The organism is Nocardia sp. NPDC050710 (assembly GCF_040654375.1).
In the GTDB taxonomy this organism is placed as follows: Bacteria; Actinomycetota; Actinomycetes; order Mycobacteriales; family Mycobacteriaceae; genus Nocardia.
Genome location: NZ_JBFAHV010000018.1, coordinates 47713 through 72978 on the forward strand (window position 1 = coordinate 47713; position 25266 = coordinate 72978).

At 66.2% G+C, this 25266-nt stretch carries 22 protein-coding genes; 12 read left to right on the forward strand and 10 right to left on the reverse strand.

Features of this window, described 5'->3' with window-relative positions:
- Positions 1–129 precede the first annotated feature (129 nt).
- The gene (locus AB0H61_RS26260; protein WP_357309391.1) at positions 130–768 is read right to left on the reverse strand and encodes a hypothetical protein; all 639 of its coding nucleotides are present in this window, start codon (positions 766–768) and stop codon (positions 130–132) included.
- Positions 769–1531: 763 nt separating this feature from the next.
- Here AB0H61_RS26260 and AB0H61_RS26265 point away from each other — a divergent pair.
- Together AB0H61_RS26265 and AB0H61_RS26270 are read left to right on the forward strand one after the other, a co-directional pair.
- Positions 1532–2776, forward strand: coding sequence for a DUF1173 family protein (locus AB0H61_RS26265; RefSeq protein ID WP_357309394.1), 1245 nt, complete (start codon positions 1532–1534; stop codon positions 2774–2776).
- Between the two features lie 709 nt (positions 2777–3485).
- On the forward strand, positions 3486–3653 hold the full coding sequence (locus AB0H61_RS26270) for a hypothetical protein (RefSeq protein ID WP_357309396.1): 168 nt from the start codon (positions 3486–3488) through the stop codon (positions 3651–3653).
- A gap of 302 nt (positions 3654–3955) precedes the next feature.
- Here the strand turns inward: AB0H61_RS26270 and AB0H61_RS26275 are convergent, their stop codons facing one another.
- From AB0H61_RS26275 to AB0H61_RS26285, 3 genes are all read right to left on the reverse strand, one after another.
- Positions 3956–5347, reverse strand: coding sequence for an IS3 family transposase (locus AB0H61_RS26275; protein WP_357309399.1), 1392 nt, complete (start codon positions 5345–5347; stop codon positions 3956–3958).
- On the reverse strand, positions 5344–5694 hold the full coding sequence (locus AB0H61_RS26280; RefSeq protein WP_357309402.1) for a hypothetical protein: 351 nt from the start codon (positions 5692–5694) through the stop codon (positions 5344–5346). The genes AB0H61_RS26275 and AB0H61_RS26280 overlap by 4 nt, the downstream gene beginning before the upstream one ends.
- A gap of 353 nt (positions 5695–6047) precedes the next feature.
- Complete coding sequence (locus tag AB0H61_RS26285) at positions 6048–6722, reverse strand: hypothetical protein (RefSeq protein ID WP_357309405.1); 675 nt, start codon at positions 6720–6722, stop codon at positions 6048–6050.
- A 495-nt stretch (positions 6723–7217) separates the two neighbouring features.
- Between AB0H61_RS26285 and AB0H61_RS26290 the strand changes: the two genes are divergently transcribed.
- Positions 7218–8717 (forward strand): hypothetical protein, encoded by a 1500-nt coding sequence (locus tag AB0H61_RS26290; RefSeq protein WP_357309408.1) that lies wholly within the window; start codon positions 7218–7220, stop codon positions 8715–8717.
- A 178-nt stretch (positions 8718–8895) separates the two neighbouring features.
- On the opposite strand, the gene AB0H61_RS26295 is transcribed toward AB0H61_RS26290, so the two are convergent.
- From AB0H61_RS26295 to AB0H61_RS26320, 6 genes are all read right to left on the reverse strand, one after another.
- Complete coding sequence (locus AB0H61_RS26295; protein ID WP_357309411.1) at positions 8896–9777, reverse strand: MBL fold metallo-hydrolase; 882 nt, start codon at positions 9775–9777, stop codon at positions 8896–8898.
- Between the two features lie 873 nt (positions 9778–10650).
- On the reverse strand, positions 10651–10959 hold the full coding sequence (locus AB0H61_RS26300; protein WP_357309413.1) for a CopG family transcriptional regulator: 309 nt from the start codon (positions 10957–10959) through the stop codon (positions 10651–10653).
- Positions 10956–11240 carry a hypothetical protein gene (locus AB0H61_RS26305; RefSeq protein WP_357309416.1) on the reverse strand — a complete coding sequence of 95 codons (285 nt, stop codon included), beginning with the start codon at positions 11238–11240 and terminating at the stop codon, positions 10956–10958. Before AB0H61_RS26305 ends, AB0H61_RS26300 begins: the two co-directional genes overlap by 4 nt.
- A 218-nt stretch (positions 11241–11458) precedes the next feature.
- Positions 11459–13489, reverse strand: a complete 2031-nt coding sequence (locus AB0H61_RS26310) for a winged helix-turn-helix domain-containing protein (RefSeq protein ID WP_357309419.1) — start codon at positions 13487–13489, stop codon at positions 11459–11461.
- A gap of 496 nt (positions 13490–13985) precedes the next feature.
- Complete coding sequence (locus AB0H61_RS26315; protein WP_357309421.1) at positions 13986–14318, reverse strand: hypothetical protein; 333 nt, start codon at positions 14316–14318, stop codon at positions 13986–13988.
- Between the two features lie 911 nt (positions 14319–15229).
- Positions 15230–16084 (reverse strand): helix-turn-helix transcriptional regulator, encoded by an 855-nt coding sequence (locus AB0H61_RS26320; RefSeq protein ID WP_357309424.1) that lies wholly within the window; start codon positions 16082–16084, stop codon positions 15230–15232.
- 1410 nt (positions 16085–17494) lie between these two features.
- On the opposite strand from AB0H61_RS26320, the gene AB0H61_RS26325 reads away from it, so the two are divergent.
- From AB0H61_RS26325 to AB0H61_RS26365, 9 genes are all read left to right on the forward strand, one after another.
- Entirely contained in the window at positions 17495–18754 is a 1260-nt protein-coding gene (locus tag AB0H61_RS26325; protein WP_357309427.1) for a cutinase family protein, read from the forward strand.
- A complete protein-coding gene (locus AB0H61_RS26330; protein ID WP_357309430.1) occupies positions 18751–20241 on the forward strand; it encodes an MFS transporter in 1491 nt (496 codons plus the stop codon). The genes AB0H61_RS26325 and AB0H61_RS26330 overlap by 4 nt, the downstream gene beginning before the upstream one ends.
- 37 nt (positions 20242–20278) lie before the next feature.
- Positions 20279–20536 carry a hypothetical protein gene (locus tag AB0H61_RS26335; RefSeq protein ID WP_357309432.1) on the forward strand — a complete coding sequence of 86 codons (258 nt, stop codon included), beginning with the start codon at positions 20279–20281 and terminating at the stop codon, positions 20534–20536.
- Positions 20537–20777: 241 nt separating this feature from the next.
- Positions 20778–21218 carry a hypothetical protein gene (locus AB0H61_RS26340; RefSeq protein ID WP_357309435.1) on the forward strand — a complete coding sequence of 147 codons (441 nt, stop codon included), beginning with the start codon at positions 20778–20780 and terminating at the stop codon, positions 21216–21218.
- The gene (locus tag AB0H61_RS26345; RefSeq protein ID WP_357309438.1) at positions 21219–21716 is read left to right on the forward strand and encodes a hypothetical protein; all 498 of its coding nucleotides are present in this window, start codon (positions 21219–21221) and stop codon (positions 21714–21716) included.
- A 55-nt stretch (positions 21717–21771) separates the two neighbouring features.
- A complete protein-coding gene (locus AB0H61_RS26350) occupies positions 21772–22002 on the forward strand; it encodes a hypothetical protein (protein WP_357309441.1) in 231 nt (76 codons plus the stop codon).
- Positions 21999–22154, forward strand: a complete 156-nt coding sequence (locus tag AB0H61_RS26355) for a hypothetical protein (protein ID WP_357309444.1) — start codon at positions 21999–22001, stop codon at positions 22152–22154. Before AB0H61_RS26350 ends, AB0H61_RS26355 begins: the two co-directional genes overlap by 4 nt.
- 199 nt (positions 22155–22353) lie before the next feature.
- Positions 22354–23478, forward strand: a complete 1125-nt coding sequence (locus tag AB0H61_RS26360) for a GAF domain-containing protein (RefSeq protein WP_357309445.1) — start codon at positions 22354–22356, stop codon at positions 23476–23478.
- A 201-nt stretch (positions 23479–23679) separates the two neighbouring features.
- The gene (locus tag AB0H61_RS26365) at positions 23680–25230 is read left to right on the forward strand and encodes an NAD(P)/FAD-dependent oxidoreductase (protein WP_357309448.1); all 1551 of its coding nucleotides are present in this window, start codon (positions 23680–23682) and stop codon (positions 25228–25230) included.
- Positions 25231–25266 lie beyond the last annotated feature (36 nt).

Below are 25266 nucleotides of genomic sequence, written 5' to 3' on the forward strand. Positions count from 1 at the left end.
CGCGATCGCCACACCCAACCGATCAGCCGGACCACGGCGGCCGGATCCAGCGCATCCCACTGCCCTGCCCTCTCGGCACCTAGGCCAGGTCGGCTTCGGTGCGGGCAGGGGGCGGTGCGGGCCTGTTCTCTATGCGGTGCCGAACAGCATCCACGACAGGTCGGGGTGGTGCACGATCTGTTGCCATTCGCGGGTCGGGCTGGGAGCGTGGCCGAGGACGTCGAGGCCCTCGAGGCCAGCGGTCAGGTAACGCTGCGTCGTTTCCTCGATGACGAAGAAGTTGCCCTGCATGCTGCGGCAGTGTGGGCAGAGCACGGCCATCGTGTCGGCTTGGAGGGTTTGGCTGAAGACCGATTCGATCGTGGCGGTGATGTCTCGGCGGCCGATCCGGTCGAGCATTCGCGCGGCCAAGGCCATCCCGCGGCCCGGCTCGTCGTGGGTGGTCATCAGTCGGTGTGCGGCAAGGCCAGGCCGATGCGGATAGAGCCCGGACACGCACACCACCTCGGCGGCGCAGTGCCAGCAGCGGCGGGTGAATCCTAGAACGAGAACGGTAATCCATTGTGCCGCACCAGGTGTGACATACCGGATCTCCGCGTGCCGGTCGTGATCGATGTTCACGCAGGTCAGGCACAACACGATCTGCCCGTGCACGGGGTCGTCACGGACGACGCCGCCGTCGGCCAGCACCAGTACCGAACACCGCGCGCATTCGGTGGCGAACCGATTCCGGAAAGCGAACTGCCCCAATACCGTTTGGTCGACCATCCCGGTGATCCCTCCCATGTGCGTGCTCAAACCAGCCCACATAAGTGTGCACCGGTTGTGCGACACCTTCCCGGACAACGCATACCGCGTCGAATCCCCGCGTGCAGGCACACCTATCGCCGCGGGTTGTTGGCCGATGGCAGGACCGCGGCACGCACGGCGTCGGGACCAAGGGTGAACCCCAAGACCATCACCGTGATCAATTCGGCGGCGCCGGGGTGATCCGCGGGATTTCGGCGTCGGGATCGTCTCTGATCGCCATGCAGTTCACGCACCGCAACAGTGGCCCGTGGGTGCGGTCCGCGCACACGACTCCACTGTCGGCACGAACCAGCACCGAGCACTCCCCGCATTCGGTGGCATAGCGGTCGCGCGGCGCGAACTGCCCTGCGACCACCTACCTCGGTCATGGCCGTGCCCCGTGCGCTCTGCAACACGGCACCAGCACCAGCGCTCATCCGTTCCGCCGGTCGACCGTCCGTTCGTCGGCAACACGACCTCCTGAAACCGGACGTCCTACACGAAACCAGTTGCCGCTCAAAGATACTGGACAGAGTCGAGTTCCCGGGCGAACCAGGCCGCGCCCTGCTGATCCTGGACTGGACTCCTTCGATCACGTCGAGGCAGTTCCAATCGAACGACTGCGGCCTGGCAGCAAGCTCCAGCCGGACCGGTAGGGCGTGCGTGCACGGCCGCTGGTGTCGGTGGCCGGCGCTACGGTGGAGGGTTGGCTTCTAGGTCCGGCCCGTGGAGTAGGAGGGGCATGGATAACACTGATCAGGTGCGCTTGGCGGGACGCCGCTACCGGCTGGCGGACCTGCGCGCCGACCCGGAGGCATACCGGGACGCGTTCACCCGCGCCCGCAGTGAGGATCAGCATGCGGTGTGTCTGTGTCATCCGGCTGGTCGCAAGCTGGTGATCCGCCGTACCCAGTCCGGGCGCCACTTTCTTGCCCGCTGGCCGGGAGAGGCCCATCTTCATGCGACTGCGTGTCCGTTCTATGAGAGTGCTGCTGAGCACTCCGGGCGAAGTGCCTACGCCCACAGCGCAATTCGCGAGACCGAGGACGGTGTCTCGATCCGCGTCGATGTGGCGCTTCGCCTGGCCGTCGCGGCCGCGGCAGCGAGCACCACTCCGGAGGCGAGTGAGCGGGAGGCGCGACCGGGCCGCAGATCGGCGACCCTTCTCGGGCTTGTGCACTGGTTGTGGGAGGTCGGTCGGCTCAATTCCTGGCAGCCATCCCAGCCACGGCGAATGTGGCGCGACTGCCACGCGGCGCTGAGCGATCGGATCGCAGAGACCACCGTGAACCGGCAGCCGCTCTCAGAAGTCTTATACGTGGTCCCCCCGTTTCGACCCGAGACTGCCGATGCCGCGGCCGCCCGTTTTGAGCAGTTCCTCGCCGGTCTGGGACCCCAGGGGGAGACCGCGCATCGGGGTTTGGTGCTCGGGGAGATCCGCGCGGTCGGTCACACCGGTCGAGGCAACATCCGCTACGACCTCTGTCATCATCGAAGACTGTTGGTCGCCTCGCAGCGGCTGCACGAGACGGTGCGTGCCAGGTTCGCCAACGCCTATTCCGAGGCCGCGAGAAAAGCTGGAGGGCGCCGGATCGGTGTGTTCGCCATCGAACGCAGTCCGGGCGGGCATGCTGCCATCATCGACATGGCGGTCATGCTGACCAGCCCGACCTTCGTCCCGGCAGATTCGAGCCACGAGTTGACCATGACCGCTGCTCTTGTGGCGGGTGGGGTCGCGTTCGAGAAGCCGTTACGCTACGACGCGACGGAGTTGGTGTTGCCGGACTTCGTGCTCACTGATGCCCCGGTTACAACGGTGGTCGAGGTCTGGGGTCGCGAAGATCCGGAGTACCTGGCGCGCAAGGCAGCCAAGCAGGCCCACTACCGAGACCGCGGTACCGCGGTCATCGAATGGTCTGTCGGCGAACCACTTCCGGATCTTCGTCGACTCGGCCGCTGGTCCAGCCCGGCGCCGCATCGGTCGTGACCACGAAACACCTCCACGAGTGCGGTTCCCGCAGGCCCCGGAATCGGCGAACGAACACGCCACCACACCTAACCGTGCGCTGAACGAGTTGCGTAACCAGCGGGTACCCGGTCGATGACGCCGACGCGGCGCGGCTCTCGCCGTTCGTGCGCAAGCACATCGGCCTGGACGGGGCACTACGCAGCTTCCACCTGGCCCGCCCCGTCACAGAGCTCTAGTTCGGCCACCTGTCGGCCAGGACCCGCCCGACAACCCGCAACAGGTGATTCACCCTGGCCGACACCGGAGTTCCGACGAACCGAAGCGCAGCGCAACGAGTGGCGCACGCTGCCAAGGCGAGCGCGTGGACCGCGACTCGACGCCGGCCTCACCCAGCAGGAAGTCGTTGACGCCGCTGTATCCCACGCAGCACCATCGCGCGCACCTGTTGGACAGTTCCGGCTCCCGGCGCGGTGATCACAACGGGCCGCTGGTGGAGCCCGGTAAGGGATGGATCCCACCACGTGACAGCGATTGCGGGGCTCGGGCGTCACCCACCGCTGTGCGGTCCCCGGTGGATCCCTGGGGCGGCGCCGAGCGTAGAACAGCGCTACCTCTTCGGCAGCAGGTTTGCCGAACTGTTACCCGGACGCGTCCGATTTGCCGAATTCTGGTGTCAGATACACGACTTCCTATTTGCGGCGAATGCGCTTGGGGAACGATGTGGCGCATGGATTCGACGAACGCCGCCGCGCGGTTGCTCGCGGAGGTCCTGGCCGCGGGATTCACTGTAGATGGGTTCATCCGCGCGCTGCGCGCCGACCCGAACGCCGACACCGCAGTCCTCCCGCCGCTGTCGCAGCTATGGCGGATCCCGCCACCCGGACACAGCTACTGATCACCGCGGCCGCACTCGCGCACCGAGCAGTGGCCGATCGAACGTTACTGGTAGAGCCGCAGACTGCCCGCCCGAAACGGGCGAGCGACGTTTCGAACTCGTGCGGATCGGCTCAAGTTCGGTGAAGACCCCGCGACGTTGCACTGTCTGCCGCGCCGCGCTGCCGCGCGATGCGAACCCGCGGCGCCGCTACTGCTCGAACGCCTGCTGCGCTCGGGCGTGTCGAGCACGCAAGAAGTTTGGCGACCGCCGCCGCGCAGCGCTTGGTCGAGTGCACGGAGCACGGTCGAGTTGATATACGCCTACAGGACCCGGGCTAGCGAGATACACAATCCGGCCAATTCGGCCGTTGTCCTGGCGTCGATCTCGTTGCCGAGTCCGATGGCGCCGAGACGGCCGGCGGCAGCGGTGAGGATCCGATCCGGCGCACGAAATGCCAACCAGGCGAGTGTGTTGGCGTTGGATTCGGGGGTGGCAATCATGTGCGCCAGCTGGTCCAGTGTTGCCGCGGATCGAGGATCGCGCAGTGTGCAGCGCAACCACTCGGCCAGTGGTTGCGCCAGGGCCCAGGTCCGTAGATACGGGTCACGGTTGTTGTTGCTGAACCCGATCAGCTCGACGTCGGAGGTGAAGGGCTGGTCGTGTCGGGCGATGACGCCCAGGGCGGCGGCTTCGCGTGCGCCGCGACCAGGTGCTTTCAATGGGCCGCTGGCCTGGGCTTGTTCCCGTGTCTGTCCCACCTGTTGGGTCACCGCGCGTCGCAGGAAGTGGTCATCCCAGCTGTGCAGTGCATAGGCGGTTGGGCTGATGTGGCAGCCGTAGGGCAGGGCGTGCAGGCTTGCCAGGCAGCCTGGGCACAGGGGTTGTCCCTGGTGTCCTGGTGGGGTGGTGTTGTGATGGTGGATGGGCGCGCCCAACGGGATGTCGACCTTGCCGTACCAGCCGCAAGCGTCCAACCCACACAGCGAACACGGCACCCCGATAGAGCCGGTCGGATAGGTGCGCCACCTCTGGATTCGTTGACGGCGTTGTGCCGGTGGGATTTTGGTGCGGCCGGCGTGGTTCATCGGTGAATTCGGCCACAGCAGATACGACGCCGCCAGCCAGAACGATCCTGGCGCTTTGGTGTCTTGCATATCGGCGGTGTCTGCGACATCCGTGGACATCACCGCGACCGCGGTGTCGACCTCCGCTGGCGTCAACGACTCGGGACCCCGGCCCGGATCATCGACGCCAGCGAGCACCATCAGTGCCCAGGCGCCGACCCGCTGCAATGGGTTCGAGGTCAATCTCACCGGTCCGTGTTGCGTTGGCCCGGTACCCGGTCCGCGATAGTGTTGAGCGCGTAACCCGCGCTCGCGCAGGATATTCGCCACCGTCGCTTCGCTGACTGGAACGCCGTCGCGGGCGAGTTCGATCGCGACACGTCGGGCCCCGAACTCGCCGCGCTGCGTGTGGAAGGTCGCGATGACGCGTTCGGTCAATTCCTCACGGGGCAGCGGCAGCCGGGCGGCGCGCAGACCGTGTTTGCGCATGGCCAAGCGCACCGCCTGCTTGTTGGTGGGCAGTCCTCGGCTGGTCAGTACTTCAGCGATTCGCGCCGCGCCCGCGCGGCCGCCGAATTCATCGAAGACCTCGGCCACGCGTTGGGTGAGCATCTCCTGACGTGCCAGGATCTGCGCTCGTGTCGTCACGGGACGGCCTGCCGCAGGTCGGTCAGGAACTGAGTCCACGTCCGCCGTGCCACGACAGTCTCCGGGATAACGGTCGGCTCGTCATCGAAGCCGGTGTCAACCTGGTAGCCGTCGAATACAATGACCGCACCGTCGCTGTCACCGACCGGTCCGACGCGCTCGCGCAGATAGGAAACCAGCTGCTCGGGATCGGCGAAGCAGGAGTAGCCGCGTACGCAGTCCTGCCACCCCGTCCCCTCACACAACATGCAATCGACCACGACCTGACCGGTGCCGCCGCATGTCCCGCAGTCCGCGACCTCCGAGTCGGGCAGTCCGCGGCAGTCACGGAAGTCGAACTGCGGCACGCCGTCACACTCGCAACGAGTCTGCGATCCGTCCGGTGACCGCGCCCGACCCCACAACGCCGACCACGCATGGGAAGCTGAGAACTCAGGGCAATCGGCCCAATGAAACCGCCAGAAACGGTCCGACATCCATGGTCTCCTTCAGCGTCGGTTCTGCTGGCGCGGCACATCCGCGGCGTTCTGAACCAACCCTCGAAGGGACAATGAGCCGTGCGCCCGGCACGGACGCACGTGGTAGAAAATACTACGCGGTGACGAGGGGCACCGACCGAACAGGACGGGGTGCAGCCGGGGTTCTCGGTTATAGCGCTGCGCCGAGCCCCACAGCGTCTCCTGCAACGATGATGTGCAACCTAGTAGCCGATTACGTGGGCGAACCAGCCGCCCGGCTCCAACCGCGGCAGCTCGACTTCGGGTTCGGGCTGCGGGTCGGCTTCGAACTCCAGCGGCCACAGCACTACCACGCGACCGGCTGCGGCACGCAACGCGTCGGAGTCGAGTTCGACGCGATGCTCTGCGATGTCGTAGGCGGGCCAGGCCACGATGATCGACAACCGTCCCGGCGGCGGCAGCGGTGTCAGATACAGGTGCGTGGTGCCGTGCACATCGCTGCTGCTGCCGGCCCCGGAGCTCAACACAGGTACGTCCTCGGGGGCGTCCCATTCCGGTTGCCGCAGGGTGGTCGCGGTGCGGCCGTCGTCGAACTCGATGCCGATGAGGATCTGATCTTTGTTTCCGCCTTGATATCCGCGACCGAACACATCCAGGACGGAACGACCCGCTCGGCGGCGTCGCAGATGGACCTCGATCGTCAGTTCGATGCCCGCGCTGAACACGCGCGCACCGGTCAAGGTTGCGGCGATATCGTCGGTGCGAGCGAGGATTCGGTCGACCGCCACCGTGGCGGGGATCTCGTTGGACGGTCTCGTCCGAGACCGATAGACCTCGGCTTGGGTCCGCTGGGATTGTCCTGAACTCAGATCGCCCATCAGTTGTCCCTTTCGGCTGTGCGGCAATGTCTTTGACACATGTCGCTCCTGAGCGAGCGTAGTGACCGGCTCCATCCGGCGGTAGCCGCCGAGCCATGCGGGCATCGGGAATGTCACCGTGGCAGCAGGGGATGATGTGCCGGTGCACATGCGGAGCGCTGTGTCCGGCTGCTGTGGATTCGGCGCGCGGCGGTCAACGTCGCTGCCGAAACCTGTCCGCAGCGGACATGCCAGTGGTGCGCAGTCACAGCAACGGCGCGAGCTCGGCGCGGCCGCACGGCAATACGCGCTGAGTCTCGGCCGCACGATACCGCTCCGCAGTCCCGTGTCCGCGGCATTGCTGCCGAGTATCGCCGCACCATGGCCCGGATGAGGACAGCTTCGCTCCGGCCCGGCACCGCATCGTGGTGCGACAGTCACCGACGGTGGGACCGGTACATCCTGGTGGCTGGCGCGCCGAATCCGGTCACGTTGTTCTCCGGCGGGTTCGCGTGAGTGTCCGGAATTGATTGGCGCCGGTGCGGCAGGATCGGAATGATCGAGCGGATGTATGACCGGCGAGTGCCTTACCGCGAGTTCGCTCAGCAAGTGCGGCGGTTCCATCGGGATCTGCTGTTGGACATGGTGGGCCAGCAGAGCGCGCGGATTCAGTCCGACTGGGTGAACGGGGTCCACCAGCGCCCCGGTGATCCGGTTCGACAGTTCACGCTGGCCGCGATCGCGCGCACCGCGTTGGCCGAAGCGATGGTCTTTCGGGCCGAGGAACCGGTGCCCTACGGTGCGTTGGAGAAGTTGTGTGCCTTGGCGATCGAGGTCGATCAACCCGATGTCCCCGGTGAGGGTGTGCTATTCAGCCCCGCGATGCGGCGGTTGATGACGCGCATGTCCTACCAGCAGCACTTCTACTACTATGGCGACCTCGAAGACATCGTCCGCACGTTGAGTCTGCTCGTCGAACACGACCCGACGGTGCGCGGGCTACCGACCTCGGGCGACTGGGAGGCCGTGCTGGGCGTGTCGCTGCCGGTGTACATGACGATCGTGTTCGCGGTGTTCGTGGGTGCGAGCGTGCGCGGTGGCCGTTTCACCGATGCGGATATTGCCGAGTACGCGCACGCGGGCGCGTTCGGCGGCGCCGACGCCGCCACAGCGCGCATGGTCATCGATGCCCACCTGGCCGCCGACCTGGCCACGGTGCAGACGATCGCGAAGAACGACGAGAACCGCGGCGGGGTCGCAGGCAGGGAGCTGTGGCTGTCGAATCCGCTGCTGTCCACCCCGCTGATTACCGATGGCACCAGGTATCGGCTGCCGATCAGCCCATATCTGCTCCACAAGATCACGCCGCTGGGCCTGTTCTTCACAGGCTCCACCCACTTCGGCGACGACTTCCCACGCGCGCTGGGCGACTCGTTCGAAAAACACCTGGGACCGCACCTGAAGTTGCTGGAACCTTATGGTGCGCAGGTCTATCCGGAAATCACCTACGGCCGCGACAACAAACGCACTGTCGACTACATCGTGGTGTTCGACGCGTTCGTGCTACTGGTTGAGGCCAAAGGACTGCGTTCGACCGAGAGCGCCCGCATCGGCGACGACACCGGCCTGGAAATCCTGGCCGGGCGAGTCCAGCGCGCCCGCGATCAGATCGACCGCACTGCGGGCCTGATTGCCGAGAAGATCCCAGAACTTGCCCGCATCCCCGCGGACCGGCCGGTGCGCGGGCTCGTGGTCACCTTGGAACCGATCCACCTCATCGACACTTTCCTGTTCACTGATCTGCTCAGCGCCGGCAGCGTCGAGTCGGCCACTGCCAGCGCCCACGACCTCGAGCAGATCATCCCGACGGTGATCACACTGCCCAACGTCGGTGAACGGCTGCTGCAGGCACTGACATTCCACGACCCGACCCCGGCCTCACTCGACCGTGCTGTGAAAGATCTTCCGCGGCAACGCAATCCCCTCGCCGCTGCGGTGTGGGATCGGTGGTCGGTCGTCAAGGGCAAGTCCGACCCCGCACCCGAGGCCGACTGAGTCAGAAGAAGATCTTCACGAATGCCGCCGCCGCGCACCGCGGCGCCGGGGCTTGTCGGAGGTTCGCGACTGGCTGGCGTTCGACTGGGCCGAGATCGATGATCCGTTGACCGATGAGGCGGCCGATGCCGGAGACGTGATCCGCACCAAGGCGGAGGTCTACGAAAGCCATCTCGCTCTACAGCTGCGGATCCCAGAACGCAGCGCCGCTCCTGATCTTGACGCGGCCGAATGGGCTGTTTGGGAAATGGCCGCCGAATCCGAGGGTGTCGGGGCGCGCGAGTTCGTTGATGAGCCATCGGCGGGTTTCGGTGGACTGTGCTGGGTCGTAGTCGACGACCGCTGCGAGGTCAGGGTGTCCGATTTGGATGGGCGAGTGCATAGCATCACCGAACGCAATCAACCTGCGCCCGCCGGAGCTGATGACATACCCGACATGTCCGATTGAGTGACCCGGCAGCGCGACAACCCGCACGCCCGGGAAGATCTCATCGCCGTCCCCGACAGCGCTGACCTGGGAGGCGAACGCGTCCAGGATCAAGGGCAACGTTCCGCGTTCTTCAGCTAGGTCGGGGCGGGCCCACTCATCGGCCGAAACCACCACCGTCGCATTGGCGAACGGCAGCCGCGACGCTCCTGGCGCTAGCTGCCAGAGTCCGCCGACATGATCGCCATCTAAGTGTGTGAGAGCCACGACTTCGATGTCACTGGCTTCGACATCCAATTTGGCGAGGCTATCGAACATCGCTCCGCCCTGCAGCGTTCCGAAGGGAGTCGGGAATTCCCGTAGCCCGAAGGGCCGCCCGAATCCGGCGTCGATCAGCATCGCACGGCCTTCGCTCTGGACGAGCAAACTCCTGACGGGGGCGATCAAGTCTTCGTCGTCGTTGAGGTACTCGGCGTGCTCAGCCCAGAACTCATCGGTGGTGCCCGGAAACCACTTGCGCGCATTCAGCGGAGTGAACCCGTCAGGAATGTAGCTGACCGTGACCCGGCCGAGGTGCAACGTTCTGATAGGTGCCGGTTCGATGAGGCGTTGATCAGAGCTGGTGTCGGTCATGGTGTCCTCTCAGGTGCGCGCGCAACGCCCTGTCGGCCGGAACCGTCGTCCGCGGCGACTGGGAGCGCAATGGTTTTCCTCGCGAGGGGATCAAGCAGCCTCCGCGGTATGCCGACCGAAATCGCCTGGGCTTCCCTCCATTCCAGAGTCTGGGAACCAGGCGATTGCGGGCAATCGCTGAGCACACCCAGTTTGGGTGCCATCTGCAACAAGGGAAGGTAGACGCCCGGTCAACCTGAATTCCGCGGCCGCCGATCGCGCCGGGTCCGTTGTTCGTCGCTGATGCCTGTGAGCTGTCAGCCCAAGGGGTGACTGGTGAGGTCGCATATTCAACTGTTGCTGGCGCCGTCGACGTATCGATCGGGGTACGGCCGACGGCGTCCAGGGGAGCGGTCGAATTCTGGCCGATCCTTTCGGACTTCCCGGTGAGGTGGGGCAAGATCGCCGATGTGAGCCGCTACAGGGACAGTGGCTACGTGGCCTCGCCGCGGCGCTGCAGGTGCTGGGCATCGAACGCGGAGCCATGACCGCCGCCATCACCTGCCTGGTTGAGCAGATCCGTTCGACGGGGTGGCGCGCGCGCTGGAGTGGCTCGACAACCTCACCGACGAGCAGCATCGTCTGCGGATCGTCCAACGTCGGCGGAATCGGATCACCGAGAACCTGATTGCCGTTCGCGTTCGACGACTTATTCAGGTACCGGGCCCGAGCAGACCCTCGTTGAACGCGACCCGTTGCCACCGTGGCAGGTCATCTCAGCGGCCACCGGTTGGCTAGAACACAGTCGCTGGCGAGGGCGACCGAGACAACTGCCAGCGTCCGACTGTTGAAGCGGGCTGTTGCACGTGTCTACATGGGCAACGACCCGCGTGTTTACGCGGTCTTCGGCAGACTGGTCAGTGCTTTGATCGCGTCGCCGAGCGAGATGGGGTGATCGAGCTCCAGCGCCGCGAGACCCATCTCGAGTAGCTGTCGCATCAGCATGGATTGCGTGATGCCGCGAGCAGTCGCGGCATCCTTGATGCGCTTGTCCAGCTCTAGAGGCATCTTCAGCGAGCGAGACACCATGATGCCCTCAGGGCCTGGTGTCGGCGGCAGCTCAACTTCTTCGTCGCTGTACTGGAGGCGAGCGGCGAGAGCGGCCATGTCTTCGGGGGTGTCGGGCCAAACGTTTGTGCTCATCGCGTCTTCTCCCACTTGCTGAATTCCTGCAGTTGATCCGGCGTCATCTGCTGAACGGCTACGATCTGGTGGTCGAAGCCGGACAGTGCCCGGAGGGTCACGATCAGTGCCCGCCCTTCGTCGGTGCGACCCCAGATGGTCAACGCTGACAGGCCGGTCACAGGGTCGACGGCACGTCGGGGCCATCGACGCTCGGCGTAAAGCACCTCGATCACCTCGTGGCGCTCAACCCCAGCCAGTGCCAGGACGGTGAAAACGCCGAACCACCACTCGTAACTCACACCTCTGATCATACCTGTTGGGTACCACGCGGGTGGTACCCAACAGTCCGGACGACATCTGCCAGTGGCGCTAGCTCCCCGGGCAGCACTTCGTTGGGCTGAGCTGGCCCCAGTTCTACCAGGACCGCTCGCGATTTGTGGCGTGACTATCGGGGGTTCGCGTGGAGTCGGACGAGTCGTGGAGTTCCGCGAAATCTGGAACGACAACTCGCAGGTCCTCACTGGAACTGTAAGAGTCCTCCTGGCGCACGAGCGCTGACACACGCTTTTACGTCTAGGGCCGGATCGGGTGGGGTGATCAGGGTGGCGCCGAGTAGGTCGCGTAGCAGCGCCAGCGCCTCCTCGTCACTGGATTGGGGTGCGGGTTCTTGATCGTTGTGGCCGAGCTGATCGTCGTCGGGGTGATGGGGTGGGTCGTGTTCGAAGCGTGAGAGGGGTGGGCGTGAGAGTGATGAGTGATCAACCGCGCGGTTGTAGTCGGCGGTTTCGGCGTCGAGGTCGGCCAGAGTTGCGTAGCCGCTGATTTCGGAGGCGCTGTAGTTGGCGTTGATCAGGTCGACGAATGCCCAGAAGTCGGTCTGTTCGGCGTTGTGTCGTGTACGCCTGGCGGCTCGGCGATCGTCGGCGTCTGCGGTGATCTGTGGTAGTTGCCGCGGTGAGCGGCCGGTGCGGGATGCCCAGCCGTACCCGCGGTCGACGAGGTTGTTGTCTTCGAGTTTGCGCAGTGCCCGGTGCACGGTGCTGAGGCTGACCCGGGCGGCGGCCGCGAGCTGGTCGACCTTCACTGATTCTCCCGGGCCTGGCTCGATCGCGCGAAGGATCTCATAGCACCACCACGCTGCGAATCCCAGTGTGCTCCATACTGGATCGATGGGGTCGGGGTGGGCGGCGTAGGCTTCCCACTCTGCGGCATGTATTTCCCGCCCGTCCAGCCGTGGTGTCACCAGGCAGTATCGATCACCGGAATGGTCGCGGGCATTCCACGGCGCCAGAAACCGGATCGGACTGCCTTCGTCCTGTAGTCTCTGGAACTTTCGCAGCATCTTCAGCAGTGTGCCTTCACCGATGAGACCACCGGCCACACTGAGCCATCGTCCGCCGTTCGCGACTGATCGACCATCACCGAGCGAGATCCCGTAGGCCACCGACGTCACTGTCACCAGCGCCGACCACAACTCCGACTCACGAAAGTGACCGCTGAGCAGAACCCATTTTCTCGCCGCCGCAAGTTTCCAGCGAATGCCCCTAATCCCCCCTGTGTGCTTTTGTTCGGGTTTATGGGTGGATCGAGACGATTGTTGTCCGTCGGTGGTGAGTCGCTTCTTGGCGTGGGTGTATGCGCGGTCCCAATCGATGCTGAGTCGCTGCTTGCTGTCTCGGCGGTGGGCATAGCCCTGCCAGAACCCTGCCCAGTCGGGATCGTCCTTGGTGGCCCTGATACGGCTCAACCTCCACCCACGCACCGCGTGCTGCTCGAGCACACTGAGCCGCGCGTGGCTCGGGGTCCACGGTTTCCCCGCGGGGTCGACGAGATCAGGAGCATGTCCCGTGGCGAGAAACAGCGGCACCCACGGCCGCAGCGGCGCACCACTGGTGCAGGCAGCGGGCAGGCAGTCGTCCTCCGACGGGCCGGGCTCGAAGTCCGCACATGCGGTGAGCTCATCGCCGTTATGAACGGCCGGATCGGCGGTGCTCAGCCAACGCTGCGGGTCGATCAACGCCACCAACCGGGCGATCAGTCCCGGTGCCGACCGGGTCGTGAACACTTCGGCGGCGTCGGCGACACTCATCCCGACCAGGCGTCGGAAACCGCCGGACTTGCACCTCGCTCCCGGTGGAGTGATGCACCCCTTGTCGGGATTCATCATCGGCGCTGGGTCGAAGGTCACCAAGCGCTGCTTCAACAATTGCAGTAGCGGCTCGAGCCGATCCCTCCGAAACGTCTCACCGTGGGCCAGGGGGACCAGCACATGCATGCCGCCACGGGAGGACCGGTCGACAACAGCGACGCCACCACACTGATGGATCCAACCGAGGGCCTGGCTGACATCGTGCTCGACCGCAGCGGCCGCGGCGGCTTGCGCGGCGGGCGAGTCGTCGACCGGGCGCGGGTCGAAGTCGAGAACCAGTAGCGCGGTGCGCCGATCCTTCGCATAGATCGGCACCGCCGCCGGCACTTCCGGCAATGTCTTGCGGCTGAGCCGCGACCAGTTGTCGTACTTCCCGGTCTCGACGACATACAGGCGCATCGACTGACGCGCTGCGATGAAGGCTACAAGAGCACTCCACACCAATTGCGGGGCGTCGATAGGCCCGGCGCGATGGGCCTCGGCGAGCGACGGCAAGTCATTGGCAATCGGAACGCTCGTGGTAGCACGCAACGCCGGAGTGCCGAAGCTTGTGTCAGTGCCGGGCTGACCTGCAAAAAGGTGTGAAACGTATCCAGTAGCCGCGTGGCTTACTGGACCCACTTTTGGGTGTGCGCTATCGTGGGACGTGGCATTTGATGGCTGTCCTTTCGGCGGAGAGGACAGCGAGGGAGATGAGGTACGAACTCATCGACCACCACTTAGCAACAAGCCCCTCGACTTCCCAGGTCGAGGGGTCTTTTTTCTCTATGTGGCCCCGTCGCTGTCCCGCTGTTTAGTTGAAGTCAATCCCAGATCGTCAATCCGGGTTCGGCTCAGTGCCGTCCGTGGCTACTACCTCCTGGGGCATCGAAATTCGTCGTCGTGGTGCATGAGGTCAGGAGACCTTGGCCAAGACCTGCGTGTAATCCTCCGTAGGCCTTGTCAACTCCGTCTTCTCTATCAACTCGCCCTGACCGAGCGCGCCTTCAGCCTGGATCGACGCGGCGACCATGGCGAGCCTCTGAAGGACTCTGGGGTCAACCATTGCGACGATCTCCCGCTCGGTCAGTACCTCGATCAGGTCTGGCGATCCGGCCAGGTAGCAGACCAGATCGTTGACAACGGTGTTGTCATGGATATTCGGGCGACCAGTGGTGCGTCTTAGGTGCGCGACGATGCTCTTGTGAAGACGCAAGCGCTGTCTGTCGCCCTTGTACTCCATACCCATAGCGATTGACCTCCTGCTGCGGCTCTCGGCATCAACCTGGATCAGTCTGATGCCGAGACCCATCTTGGTCCAAGTTGGACCAGGATGCCGGGAGCGACACGCGAAGGTGGTCCAACTTCGCTGAATCTCAGTCGCGGGGTTCATGGAATGCACCTCACTGATCACAGCGAGCTCGGCGAACCAGACCGAAATGTGATCGGCCCTCCCACGAGACTGTGGTGCGGCCGTTGAGATGTGCGCGCGCTGGGCACCGCATCTCCGGCACAACAACGGTTTTGAATCCGTGGCGGGGATCGGTGTCTGAGGCCGCCTCGGGGATCGTCGGTTGATCTCGTGGACTCGGATGCCAAGCTGGTCTGCGGCGGTGCCTGCTGCGAACGCACGCCCAGGGACGGGGGTTCGGGAGACATGCAGGTATCGATGCTGCGGTTGGTTCGCGAGATCCGGTGCCACGCGTAATTCGTGTGCCAGTTCGAGCTGGCTGGCTCCGCGACGCGGAGTACCAATGATTCTGGCCACGACGAATATTGGTCTGTCGCGGCGGGTGGTCACGGCGAGCAGCCCTCGCACGCGTCTACGCTGGTAGGTGGTCAAATGCGCCCCCTATTCAGTTGGCCCAGTCCTATCCGGTTCCGTTTTTCGCTGGCGACGACGCCCTCGGTCCGTGACCCTGCGGTGCAGGTGGTTGCCGGGGTTGCCGAGTTCGACGGATGTGCGCCGCCCAGCATTCCGCGCGTGTGTCGATAGCTGGCCCCGCGTTGGAGTGTCCGATCGGCGGTGTTGCTGGTGGATCTCGCGATTGGGCTATCGAGTAGTAAGCATTCAAGGTGGTTGCGGCAGCGTCAACCGTTTGGATGCGTACATCTGGGGTGCGTTTTGCCTGGGAGGCACCCGGTTTGGGTGTCTGTTTGTCATCGTGCTGCTTCCAGTGCCGTGGAGGGGCGAGCACAGGTGTGGAGGCGGCGGAGATGGTCATGGCTGTGTGCCGATCTGGTACGGGCGCGATAGAGGGTATAGACGGTGAAGGGTCCAGGTGGGATGTGGTCGCGGTTTTGGCGGGCGCGGTAGCGGTCCCATCGGACGGTTTGTGCGTTCCAGATCGCGACGCTTCGGTTCTCGATCACTCGTTGTGGCGGGTCGGTGTGCCACAGGCGGTCGAATTGTGGTGAGCGTGCGCAGGTGTCGACGATTTCGCGGAATCGGACGGGGTCGGCGAGTGGGCGCATGATGCGAAGTTCGAAGAGCAGGACGTGAGCGCGGTCGAATCGGTCTTCGATGATGCGTGTCGATTCGTCGAGTAGCAGGCGTTCGATGAGGTTGAGGGGTCGTGCGGTGTCCGGTTCGGGTTTCAGCATGGGCAGGGTCCGGCACCATTCGTCGTTGGCAGCGGGAAGGTCGCGGTAGGGCAGCCCGTGTAGTGCGGCCGGCCCGCGGGAGTTCTCGAGGTAGTCGCGGTCGTCGTCGGTGATTTGCGGCCAGTCCGCAGTGGTGATCGGATGGAATTCGGGTGCGGCGAGTGCGGCGAGTACTTCGGCAACGTATCCGTCGACGTGGATGTTTCGGATGATCTTTTCGACTGATTCTTTCGAGGGTGTGCGTTGGTGGTTCTCCCATTTTTCGACGGCGGCTGGGTGTGCGTAGACGGCGGCTCCGAATTGCGTGCGGGTCATCTCTGCCTTGTCGCGAATCCAGCGAATGTAGTCGCCGATCCTCGATGGTTCCGGGCCGGTGTTGAGTGGAGGTGTGGCATATCGGTTTCTTGGCATCGGTTCCTCCTGCTGACGTTGCCATTGTTCAATTCCTCCCAGCACATCGCAGAATGTGACCTGAGCCGGTGGTTCGATGGTCCTGGTGGCGCGTAGCGCATTCCGGCGGACCCGTTGGTAGTCCCTTCGTTTCGTTGCCGCGGGGGCTGCGCGTTTGCGGCCCCTGGGGCCCGTAACTGACCCACTGTAGTGGGGGTTCAAGGGAATGGAGGCACCCAATCTGGGTGCCTGGTCAGCACACGCTTGACGCATCTACGGTGCGTGGACCGAGCCTGGGCTCTTGCAGCGCAAGGGCCGCTACCCCGGAGGCAGCGGGATCGACTTTCGTTGTCAGCGAAGGTATTTGCGTGTGCCATCCCAGCAGGCAGGGTTGGTCGGCCACTTCGGATTGGATAGTGGCGAGGTGCAGTTCGGGCGCTGGCGATAGAGGCGGCGGGCAGTCGGGACTTCGGCGACAGATGATCACCGCGGCGGGCGCCGGCTCGGCGTGACCGATGCGGCGCTTTCGACTGCTGCTGTGGGCGGGAGCCGGGCGTGGCGACGCTCGCGTTGCGAATCTTTTGCGATCGGCGTAACTGTTGTGAGGGCACCCAGGCGGGTGCCATTTTGGGAATTCGGGCACCCATGTGGGGTGGGGTATGTCCGGAGTTCATCCGAATAGGGTGGGTGGTGGCCGGAATTCATACAATTTGGGTGGATGGCAGGCGTTGACACCACACTGTTTGCTACCGAAGACTGCTAGTCAGTTCCAATCACTAATGCGGATCGGATGGTAGTTCACCGGTTTCGCGGCTGAATGTGCGGGGCTGATCGACCGGGGGCGGTGGGGAAGTCCACGCGGTGGGGCTTGCGTGAGCACTGTGTGTTCTGCGCGAGATCCGGGGCGTTATTCCTCACGTACCTGTCTTCGTCGGGATCGAAGGCAGTTCGACACGAACTAATGACGTGATTCGGCCTGCCCTGAATTTCTGGTGCGCGAAAGTCGCGTATCGGTTCTGAAAGGAACACGTTCTCATGGACATCCTCAGCCTGCTCTACACCGGAAGCTCGATCGCATCGAATGCGGTGTCGGTGGTGGTCAACGTCCTCAGTGTCCTGCGCTCGTTCGGCGTGCCGATCTGAGCCTGAGACCCAGGGCCCGGGCGCAATGGCGCGTCCGGCCCGCCCCGGTCGTCGCGTGGTGGTCGGCAGCTGGTCGGCAGCAGGTGTGCGGCGGCATTGCTGGGGTGATCGCCCCTTCCATTGATCCGGCGGGCGCTTGTCGGTGCGCGCCATTCGAACTTCGGTGAGGAATCTTTCCGTGCGAGATCTGTATGCCAGTTTCCAGCCGGTGCGCCAATTGCGGTGCGCGGCTCGTTGTTTCGCCGATGCCGAGGGTCGCGGCGGCCGGTCGGTGGGGGTGTGGTCGCGATGAGCAGGCATCGCCGAAGCCGTCGCAGTGCTCATGTGGGCGCTTGGGGTGCGGTGGCGGTGACCGCCGCGGCCGTGGTCGCGGCCGGGTCGGGTGCGGCTGCTGCCGAGGACGGCGCGGTCCCTCTGGCGGGGTGCCCGGGCCTTCTGGTGATCGGGGTGCAGGGCACCAGTGAGAGCTCACCGACGGCGAGCCCCACGCTCGATACCGGGATGCTGGGCACGATGTTCGGCCCGATGCTGTCTCGCGGGGTCGATATCGACCGGGTTTATATCGGGTATTCGGCGAGTTTCGGTGGCGCGGTGGGCACAGGGCCGGGGGTGCAGCCGTACGCGGATTCGACCGCGCAGGCGCGTGCTCGGCTGGATGCGACGGCCGCCGAGGCGATCGCGCAGTGTCCCGGCACGCAGTTGGCGGTCGCGGGCTTCAGCCAGGGCGCGGCTGTGGTGTCGGGCTTCGCACAGGATGTGGGCGCCGGACACGGTCCGGTGCCCGCGGACCGGATCGCGGGTGTGGCGCTGCTGAGTGATCCCACGCGCCCCTCCGGCGGCGAGCCCATTCCCGGACGTCCCGGGCAGGTGACACCGGATCCGGCGCCGGGCACCGACGGGACCACGACCTCGCAGGTGCGGTTGGCGCCCGTTCCGCCCAGCGGTGGAATCGCCGACACCGGAACCCATTTCGATGCGCTGGAGGGCCGCGTCGGGGAGTTCTGCGCGCCGCACGATCTGGCCTGTGATGCACCGGACAATGCCGCGGCACTGCAGGTGGCCGCCGGGGTGGCGGCGCAGGCGGATCTGCGTGATCCGATCACAGCGGTGGGTTCGCTGGCAGTGGCATGGCAGGCTGCCGCGAGCGAGGCCGGCAACGAGGTGATCCTCGCCGATGTCACCGTCGAGGCGGGCCAGGTCAATTACGTTCCGGGCAAGACGGTTTCGCAGCGGCTGGCCGAGGCCGCCGACCCGACGGCGGCCGATCCCGGGCCGCAGCAGGCTCAGGCGGCCGCGGACAAGACCGGTCAGGTGGTGGCCGCGATCGCGGCGGATCCGCTCGGGCAGATCCCGCGGCTGGTCGGCCAGATCGGTGCCGCGATCGGGGCGGAACTCGCGGCCAACGCCGACCTGTTCAACCCGGCGACGTTGATGCACTACGCGTCAGCAATCACCAGCCACACCAGCTACGGAGCCAGCGGGCAAACCGCGAACGCGGCCGACTGGTTCGCGGCGGTGTCACACGATCTGTCAGGGGAACGTCGATGAGCGCGCCCGGGTCCGACGATTCCACACACGACGAGCGGCTCATGTCCGCCAGCGATGCCGGTAGCGCCGATACGGGGCTCGCGCCGTCAGCGACGGCGGGTGGTGGGCGGTACGGGCTGATAACGGCCACGGCGTGCTCGGCGACATTTCTCTCGATTCTCGACGCCGCGGTCGTCAACTTGGCGTTCGGGCCGATCGCGGCGGAGCTTCCGGCGTCGGCGGGTGTGCTGACCTGGATCGTCAGCGCGTACGCGGTCACCTTCGCCGCCTGGTTGGCGGTGGCGGGCAGGCTGTCGGATGCGTTGGGGCATCGGGGTGTTCTGGTGGCGGGGATCGTCGGGTTTGCTGTCGCGTCCGGGGTGTGCGCGACTGCTCCCAGCGCCGGTGTGCTCATCGGCGCCCGCGCGGTGCAGGGAGTGGCGGCGGCGCTGCTGTTGCCTGCGGCCTTGGGGGCGTTGCTGGCGGCGACGCCGGCGCAGCGGCGCGGGAGTGCGATCGGTGCGTGGGCGGCGACCGGTGCGCTGGCCGCGGCTATCGGCCCGGCTGTCGGGGCGTTGCTGGTGCAGGCGTGGGGGTGGCGTGCGATCTTCGCGTTGAACCTGCCGGTGTGCGCGGTGCTGTTCACGATGGCGCTGGTGGCGGTCCCTGGCCGTGGCCGAGCTCGAGGCGAGGTGCCGGATCTGTGGGGGGCGGTGCTGCTTTCGGGCGGGATCGCCGCGGTGGTCGCGGCGGTGTCGGAGGGCCGGTCCTGGCCGGGGCCGCTGACGTGGATGATCCTGCTGATCGGGCTGTTCGCCATCGGGGTCGTGATTCTGCGCAGCTTTGTTCATCCGCAGCCCGCGGTCGAGGTGGAGTTGTGGCGGCAGCGTCGGTTCGCTGCGGCCAGTGCAGTCGCGTTCTTCCTAGGCGTGGGATTGTTCGGCTATTTGCTCAGCGTGCCTTTGCTTTTCACCGGCCCGTGGGGACTGTCGCTGCTCGGTGCGGCCGGGTGCGTCGGCTCGGCCGGGCTGGCAGCGATGGTCGCGGCGACGGTCGCGGGGCAGGTGGTCACCGAAGCCAACGCACGCTGGTGCTGTGCGGGCGGGATGCTGGCGATTACTGCCGGGTTCGGTGTGCTGTCGAGCGAGGTGTTCGGCGCGGGACGCGCGTGGGGAGCGTGGGCGGTCGTGGCGTTGCTGCTGGGCGCGGGGATGGGTTGTGCGATCACGGCGTTGTCGGTGATCACCGCGCAAGCCGCCGGAGCCAACGGGTACGTGGCGGCATTCGGCGCGAACACCACCGCTCGCCAGATCGGCGGCGCGGTCGGAATCGCCATTCTGGCGGCGGTATTGACCTCCTCGGTTTTCCTGGGCGACTTCCATGTGCTGTTTGCGATCCTGACCGGCGCGGCGCTGGTCGGCGCGGTGCTGGCAGCGGCATTGCTCGGCGAGGGCCGAGCGGCGGCTGCGGTGGCGGGCGCGCCGGATGAGCGGAGCGCTTCATGGTGAGTTGTGCCGCCACGAGCGGCCACCGGGCGGTGACGCGATGAGCGCAGCGCAGCGCACAAAGCGGGCGGGCGACACCGGCGCCAGGGTGAGCGTCGACCGGTCACAACAGGGAACGAAGGTGATGACTCACCGCGATAGCGGTACTGGGCAACGGGATTCGATGACGATGACGCTGCCGACGAACCACTGCGTGGTGAGGATCATCCACGGTCACCTGCTCTCTGCATGGAACGCGAACCCGGCGCCGGTGCGCGCCCGACAGTCGCCGAACCGGGGCGCGGTGGGGGTGTGGTGATGTCGGCGTCGCTGCAGGACCGGCTGGTGCGCACTGGCGACGGAATCCGGTTGGCGCATCTGGTGAGCGAGATGGCCGGGTCACGGCATCGACTCACACCGCAGCGCACCGCAAATGCGGCCGCGCCGCGTGCGAGCGCGCCGCACCCAGGTCTCGACCGTTCGTCACCGGTGCCCGCACCGCCGAAAGCAGCGGTCGAGGCCCCCGCATCCAACAACCATCACAGAGCACCGGGGGACCGATGAATCATCACGACAACCACTTCCACGGCCCAGGCTCGTACGGGGCAGGGCCCGCCGGTCGCCGGTGGGAGATGTACGGGCTGCCCGTCACCGGTTCGGCGGCCGATATTCGTGCGGCCGAGCAGATACTGGCCGACATCGAGCGCCGCGAATGGCGGCGCCCGGTACACGAGGGTCACCCTGCCCCGAATCTGGCGGGCACCGGTTTCGTGTTGACCCAGCTGGAGCGCGAGGTCACCGACCCGGCATCGGAATACCTGCTGTTGCGCACTGTGCTCGACGCGGTGAAAGCGATCGCACGCGCCCGCCGCGGCTGCGGCGAGCTGGCCCGTTCGCTACTGATCGGTGACCGGGTGCTGGCACCGTTGAACGCGGTATGCGCCGAGCTGCGCGCTCGCACCCAGCCACTGCCGCCCGATGACGGGGCGGAGGCGCGGTAGATGTCCACCGAGCCTGATTCCGTCGCAATCACTGCCGCGATCGCTGCCGCACGCGCGGTCGCCGATCCCGGACCCCGCCACGCCGGCCTGGTCATCGTCATGTATCGCGGCAGCCGCGTGGTAGCGGTGCTGCACCGATCGGTCGACCAGATCGACCTCGCTACAGCCGCCATAACCGCCGAAGGCGCCGACGCCGCGGTGCTGATCGTGGTCGGATCTGCCCGGGTGATCGGCCCGGTCCTGGCGCGGCTGCCCAGAGTCACCGAGCAGCTGCGCCAGGCCCAGGTGAGAGTCGCGGCCGCGGTGCAATGCCGCACGCTCGCCGACGGCTGCGCATTGGTGGACCTGTCGGACAACAATCCCCGCGACGGCATCGTCGCGCGGTCACAGACCAGGCAGCCTCCCCCGCATCGGCCACGCATCTCCGGGTTGCTCGGGCTGGCACGCATACGCGGTGGTGGTCGAGAGCGCGACGGGTCGGGAGACGGCAATGGATAAACCGCCGAGGACACCCCTGGCGGTGCGAGGGCGGGCGGATACGTGCCGAGCAATCGTGGAAGCCACCAGCGCTCTCACCGTGCTGCTGCCGACGTGGATCGCGGGATTGATTCTCGGTGCTGCGCCGATCGCAGAACCACCAGAGGCCGCCAGCAGCGTGCTGGTGCTACCGGTGGCTGGCGAGCCCGCCTCGACGGCGGTGTGTCCGCACCCTGACCAAGCACAGTGCCTGGCGTGGCTGGCCACGCGACTGGTCCTGGCAACCGATGGTGGTGGCGTGCAATGACTCCGGATGTAGCGATCCTGCTCGGGCTGGCGGCTGTGGCCCTGGCCGTCAACACCGCTATCGGCCTCACCGCCCCCCGCCCACGACCCAGTAAACCCGGTGGCGGGTCACCGCAGGGGGCCGCCGAGTTCGCGGCCGAGCAGGAGCGCTGATGCAGGCGATGATGCTCGAATCCGTCCTCACCGCGTGCATCGCGCTGGCAACCGTGGCCGCCAACGTCGGCGTCGTCATCGCTGGGCATCGGCCCCGCTGCATCCAGACACCATGCCCCAGCTGCCCGCCACGGCGGTGCGGTCGAGCCACGACCGCCTCGCGGGTAGGGCCTCCGAGCGCGGGAGGCCGGTGATGGTCATGATCGATCCAGCCACCACAACTCCCGAACCCGAACACCAGCCCGACCGCGTCAAGGAGCACCGCAGCTCACCGAGCCCCTGGGTGCTGGTGGAAACCTCCGGTGGACCAGGGAACCGATGGGTAGTCGCGGAAGGTGCGCAGCCGCGCCGCCACACCCGTCTCGAACGGACCCACCTCGCGGGCAGTAGCACAGTCGCCCAACACCTTCCGACCGCGATCGAGGCGGCGGTGACCAGCGCCGAGCCTCAGGTGCACACGGCGTATCCGCCCTCGGGTACCCGAATGCGGATCATGGTGGTGCCGGTGCTGGGGCCTGCCGACACGGTGCAAGCGGTGCAGATCTGGGCGGGCCCCCGCGCGCAGCCGGTGCCACCGCGGCCAGCGGTGGGCACGCTGCTGTGGACCACCCCCCGCAATGGAGTGGGTCTCACGTCCCCGGCGCTCGAGCGAATGCTCGACAGCGAGATGACCACCGCTACCTCCCGAACCTTGCCCGATCTGATGCGCCATTTCGAGCACATCGACGACCGGGCCGGGCTGCTGCGGCTCTTCGATGAATCCGTGCCGCCAGGGCTGTGGTCCGCGATGGCAGTGACCAGCGGGATCACCACCCGGGCGCGGCGGGCGTTGTTCATCTGCGCGCGCAGCACCGGTGTCGGTCGGGACCGGATGGTCAGCGCCGTCGTCACCGATGTCAGCGCGGGGCGGTCGGTGCCCGAACCGGCGATGGTGACCCGGCTGATACGCACGCTGCCGGTGCGTAGTCAGCACGCGATCGCACTGATCGATCTCAACACCGGGCTCGTGCACGAATGGGTGAACCCCGGTCCCGCGCCGCTGGATCGGTGGATGAGCGAGCTGCCAGCGGTGCACCCGGAGGATCTGCCCGACCTGGCCGGCACCCGTGCGCGGCTGCTCGGTGGCGCCCAGCATGCTCGCAGCAGCTGGCGGGTGCGGTTCGACCCCGACGCGGCGTGGACGGCGATCCACTCGAATTGGACGGTGCTGACCCGCGACAGCGCACCTCAGGCGATGCTCGACCTTCGTGTCGCTGTCCCGGCCAAGCGGGCCACGCCCCGCGACACCACCGTGGCCCCACCGCGTGAACCCGGCCCGCGATGACCAGTTCTGTAGTGCGCGCACCGCCGCAACACCGGCCCTCATCGCCGCGGCACACACCCTCGTGGTCTCCAAGAGTGTTGTCGCACAACAGTAATGGGGCAGCGGTGAAGGGCCTGAGGGCAAGGCTTTGCAGTTTCTTATCCGAATTCGATCACGAGCTGGAGTGGGTATCGACAGCGCGGCAAGTGAGGCACGATCACCATGGACACCGACCTGAAGGTCGCGATCATCGGTGCCGGTTTCGGTGGGCTCGGCATGGGTGTCGCACTCGCCAAGCAGGGCATCGACGAGTTCGTCATCTTCGATGAGGCAGACGAGCTCGGCGGCGTGTGGCGGGACAACACCTATCCGGGGTGTCGCTGCGATGTTCCGTCGCACTGGTATTCGTTCTCGTTCGCTCCCTACCGCGACCCGGTGGTGCGCTACCCGGATCAGTCTGCGATTCTGGCGTACCTGCAGCAGGTGGTCGACACCTTCGAGCTGCGTCCGCACCTGCGGTTGAGCACCACCATCGTCGAGGCTTCCTACCTCGACAGCAGCGGAACGTGGCGGTTGAGCACCGCGGCTGGTGAGCAGATCACCGCCGAGACCGTCGTTTTCGCTGTGGGCATGCTGCACAGGCCGCAGATCCCGGCGATCACGGGACTGGACAGTTTCCGAGGGCGGGCATTCCATTCCGCACGCTGGGACCACAGCGCCGAGCTGACCGGTCGCGACGTCGCGGTCATCGGCACCGGGGCCAGCGCGGCGCAGATCGTGCCCCAGATCGCCGCGACCGCACGCCGGGTCATGGTGTATCAACGCACCCCGACCTGGGTACTGCCGAAACCGCGCACGGATTTCGGCCCGGTGACACGGTGGGCGTTGACCCACATCCCCGGAATGCACGCCCTCTACCGTTGGGGCCTGTATCGCGGCGCGGATGCGGTGCTGGCACCGGTCATGGTGCGCGGCTGGTCGGCGCGACCGGCCGAATGGATAGCGCGGGCCCACTTGTACCGGCATATCCGCGACCAGGCATTGCGTGCGGTGCTGACCCCTGCCCATCGCATCGGGGCCAAAAGGATCCTGCTGTCGAACGACTATTACCCGGCGCTGAGCCGTGACAACGTCGAGCTGATCACCGCCCCGATCCACGCCGTTACCGAGCACGGCATCCGCACGGGCGATGGGATCCACCGCCGCGCCGATGTGCTGGTGTGGGCCACCGGTTTCCGCGCCAGTGAGTACCTCGTCCCGATCCGGGTTCGGGGGCGCGGCGGTCGGATGCTGCACCGGGAGTGGGCCGCCGGTGCCGAGGCGTTCTTGGGTACTGCGGTGCGGGGTTTCCCGAACATGTTCATCATCGCCGGGCCGAGCACCTTCAATTCGGGTGGCTCCAACATCGCGATCAAGGAAGCCCAAATCCGTTACGTCGTGGCAGCGATGCGGTGGCGTGAGCGATCCGGCGCGGCCGCGATCGAGGTCAGCGCGCAGGCGATGGACGCCTATCGGCGGTGGCTGAACCAGGCGCTGGCCCGCACCGTGTGGCCTGCGGGCGGACCCAGCTGGTACAAGAACGGCGCTGGCCGACTCATCAGTCCGTGGCCTTCGACCACAGCGGCCTTCGATCGCGCGGCCCGCCGCGATCCGTCCCTGGCGTTCGTGCCTGTCGCGGCCGCCGACCCTCCGCGTCGCAAGGCTGTCGCGCTGCCCGCTGCCCGCGAGACCCCCGACAGCGACCCGGTGCGCTGCCAGCGCGCCGCGTCCTGACAGGAGCTGCCGTAAAGCGCTTATCCAACAACGTAT

Bases quoted from the DNA above. Each gene is read 5' to 3' on its own strand.
- AB0H61_RS26260 (WP_357309391.1), bottom strand. From the start codon at position 768: ATGGTCGACCAAACGGTATTGGGGCAGTTCGCTTTCCGGAATCGGTTC.
- AB0H61_RS26265 (WP_357309394.1), top strand. From the start codon at position 1,532: ATGGATAACACTGATCAGGTGCGCTTGGCGGGACGCCGCTACCGGCTG.
- AB0H61_RS26270 (WP_357309396.1), top strand. From the start codon at position 3,486: ATGGATTCGACGAACGCCGCCGCGCGGTTGCTCGCGGAGGTCCTGGCC.
- AB0H61_RS26290 (WP_357309408.1), top strand. From the start codon at position 7,218: ATGATCGAGCGGATGTATGACCGGCGAGTGCCTTACCGCGAGTTCGCT.
- AB0H61_RS26295 (WP_357309411.1), bottom strand. From the start codon at position 9,777: ATGACCGACACCAGCTCTGATCAACGCCTCATCGAACCGGCACCTATC.
- AB0H61_RS26300 (WP_357309413.1), bottom strand. From the start codon at position 10,959: ATGAGCACAAACGTTTGGCCCGACACCCCCGAAGACATGGCCGCTCTC.
- AB0H61_RS26310 (WP_357309419.1), bottom strand. From the start codon at position 13,489: ATGCGCCTGTATGTCGTCGAGACCGGGAAGTACGACAACTGGTCGCGG.
- AB0H61_RS26315 (WP_357309421.1), bottom strand. From the start codon at position 14,318: ATGGGTATGGAGTACAAGGGCGACAGACAGCGCTTGCGTCTTCACAAG.
- AB0H61_RS26320 (WP_357309424.1), bottom strand. From the start codon at position 16,084: ATGCCAAGAAACCGATATGCCACACCTCCACTCAACACCGGCCCGGAA.
- AB0H61_RS26325 (WP_357309427.1), top strand. From the start codon at position 17,495: ATGAGCAGGCATCGCCGAAGCCGTCGCAGTGCTCATGTGGGCGCTTGG.
- AB0H61_RS26330 (WP_357309430.1), top strand. From the start codon at position 18,751: ATGAGCGCGCCCGGGTCCGACGATTCCACACACGACGAGCGGCTCATG.
- AB0H61_RS26335 (WP_357309432.1), top strand. From the start codon at position 20,279: ATGAGCGCAGCGCAGCGCACAAAGCGGGCGGGCGACACCGGCGCCAGG.
- AB0H61_RS26340 (WP_357309435.1), top strand. From the start codon at position 20,778: ATGAATCATCACGACAACCACTTCCACGGCCCAGGCTCGTACGGGGCA.
- AB0H61_RS26345 (WP_357309438.1), top strand. From the start codon at position 21,219: ATGTCCACCGAGCCTGATTCCGTCGCAATCACTGCCGCGATCGCTGCC.
- AB0H61_RS26355 (WP_357309444.1), top strand. From the start codon at position 21,999: ATGACTCCGGATGTAGCGATCCTGCTCGGGCTGGCGGCTGTGGCCCTG.
- AB0H61_RS26360 (WP_357309445.1), top strand. From the start codon at position 22,354: ATGATCGATCCAGCCACCACAACTCCCGAACCCGAACACCAGCCCGAC.
- AB0H61_RS26365 (WP_357309448.1), top strand. From the start codon at position 23,680: ATGGACACCGACCTGAAGGTCGCGATCATCGGTGCCGGTTTCGGTGGG.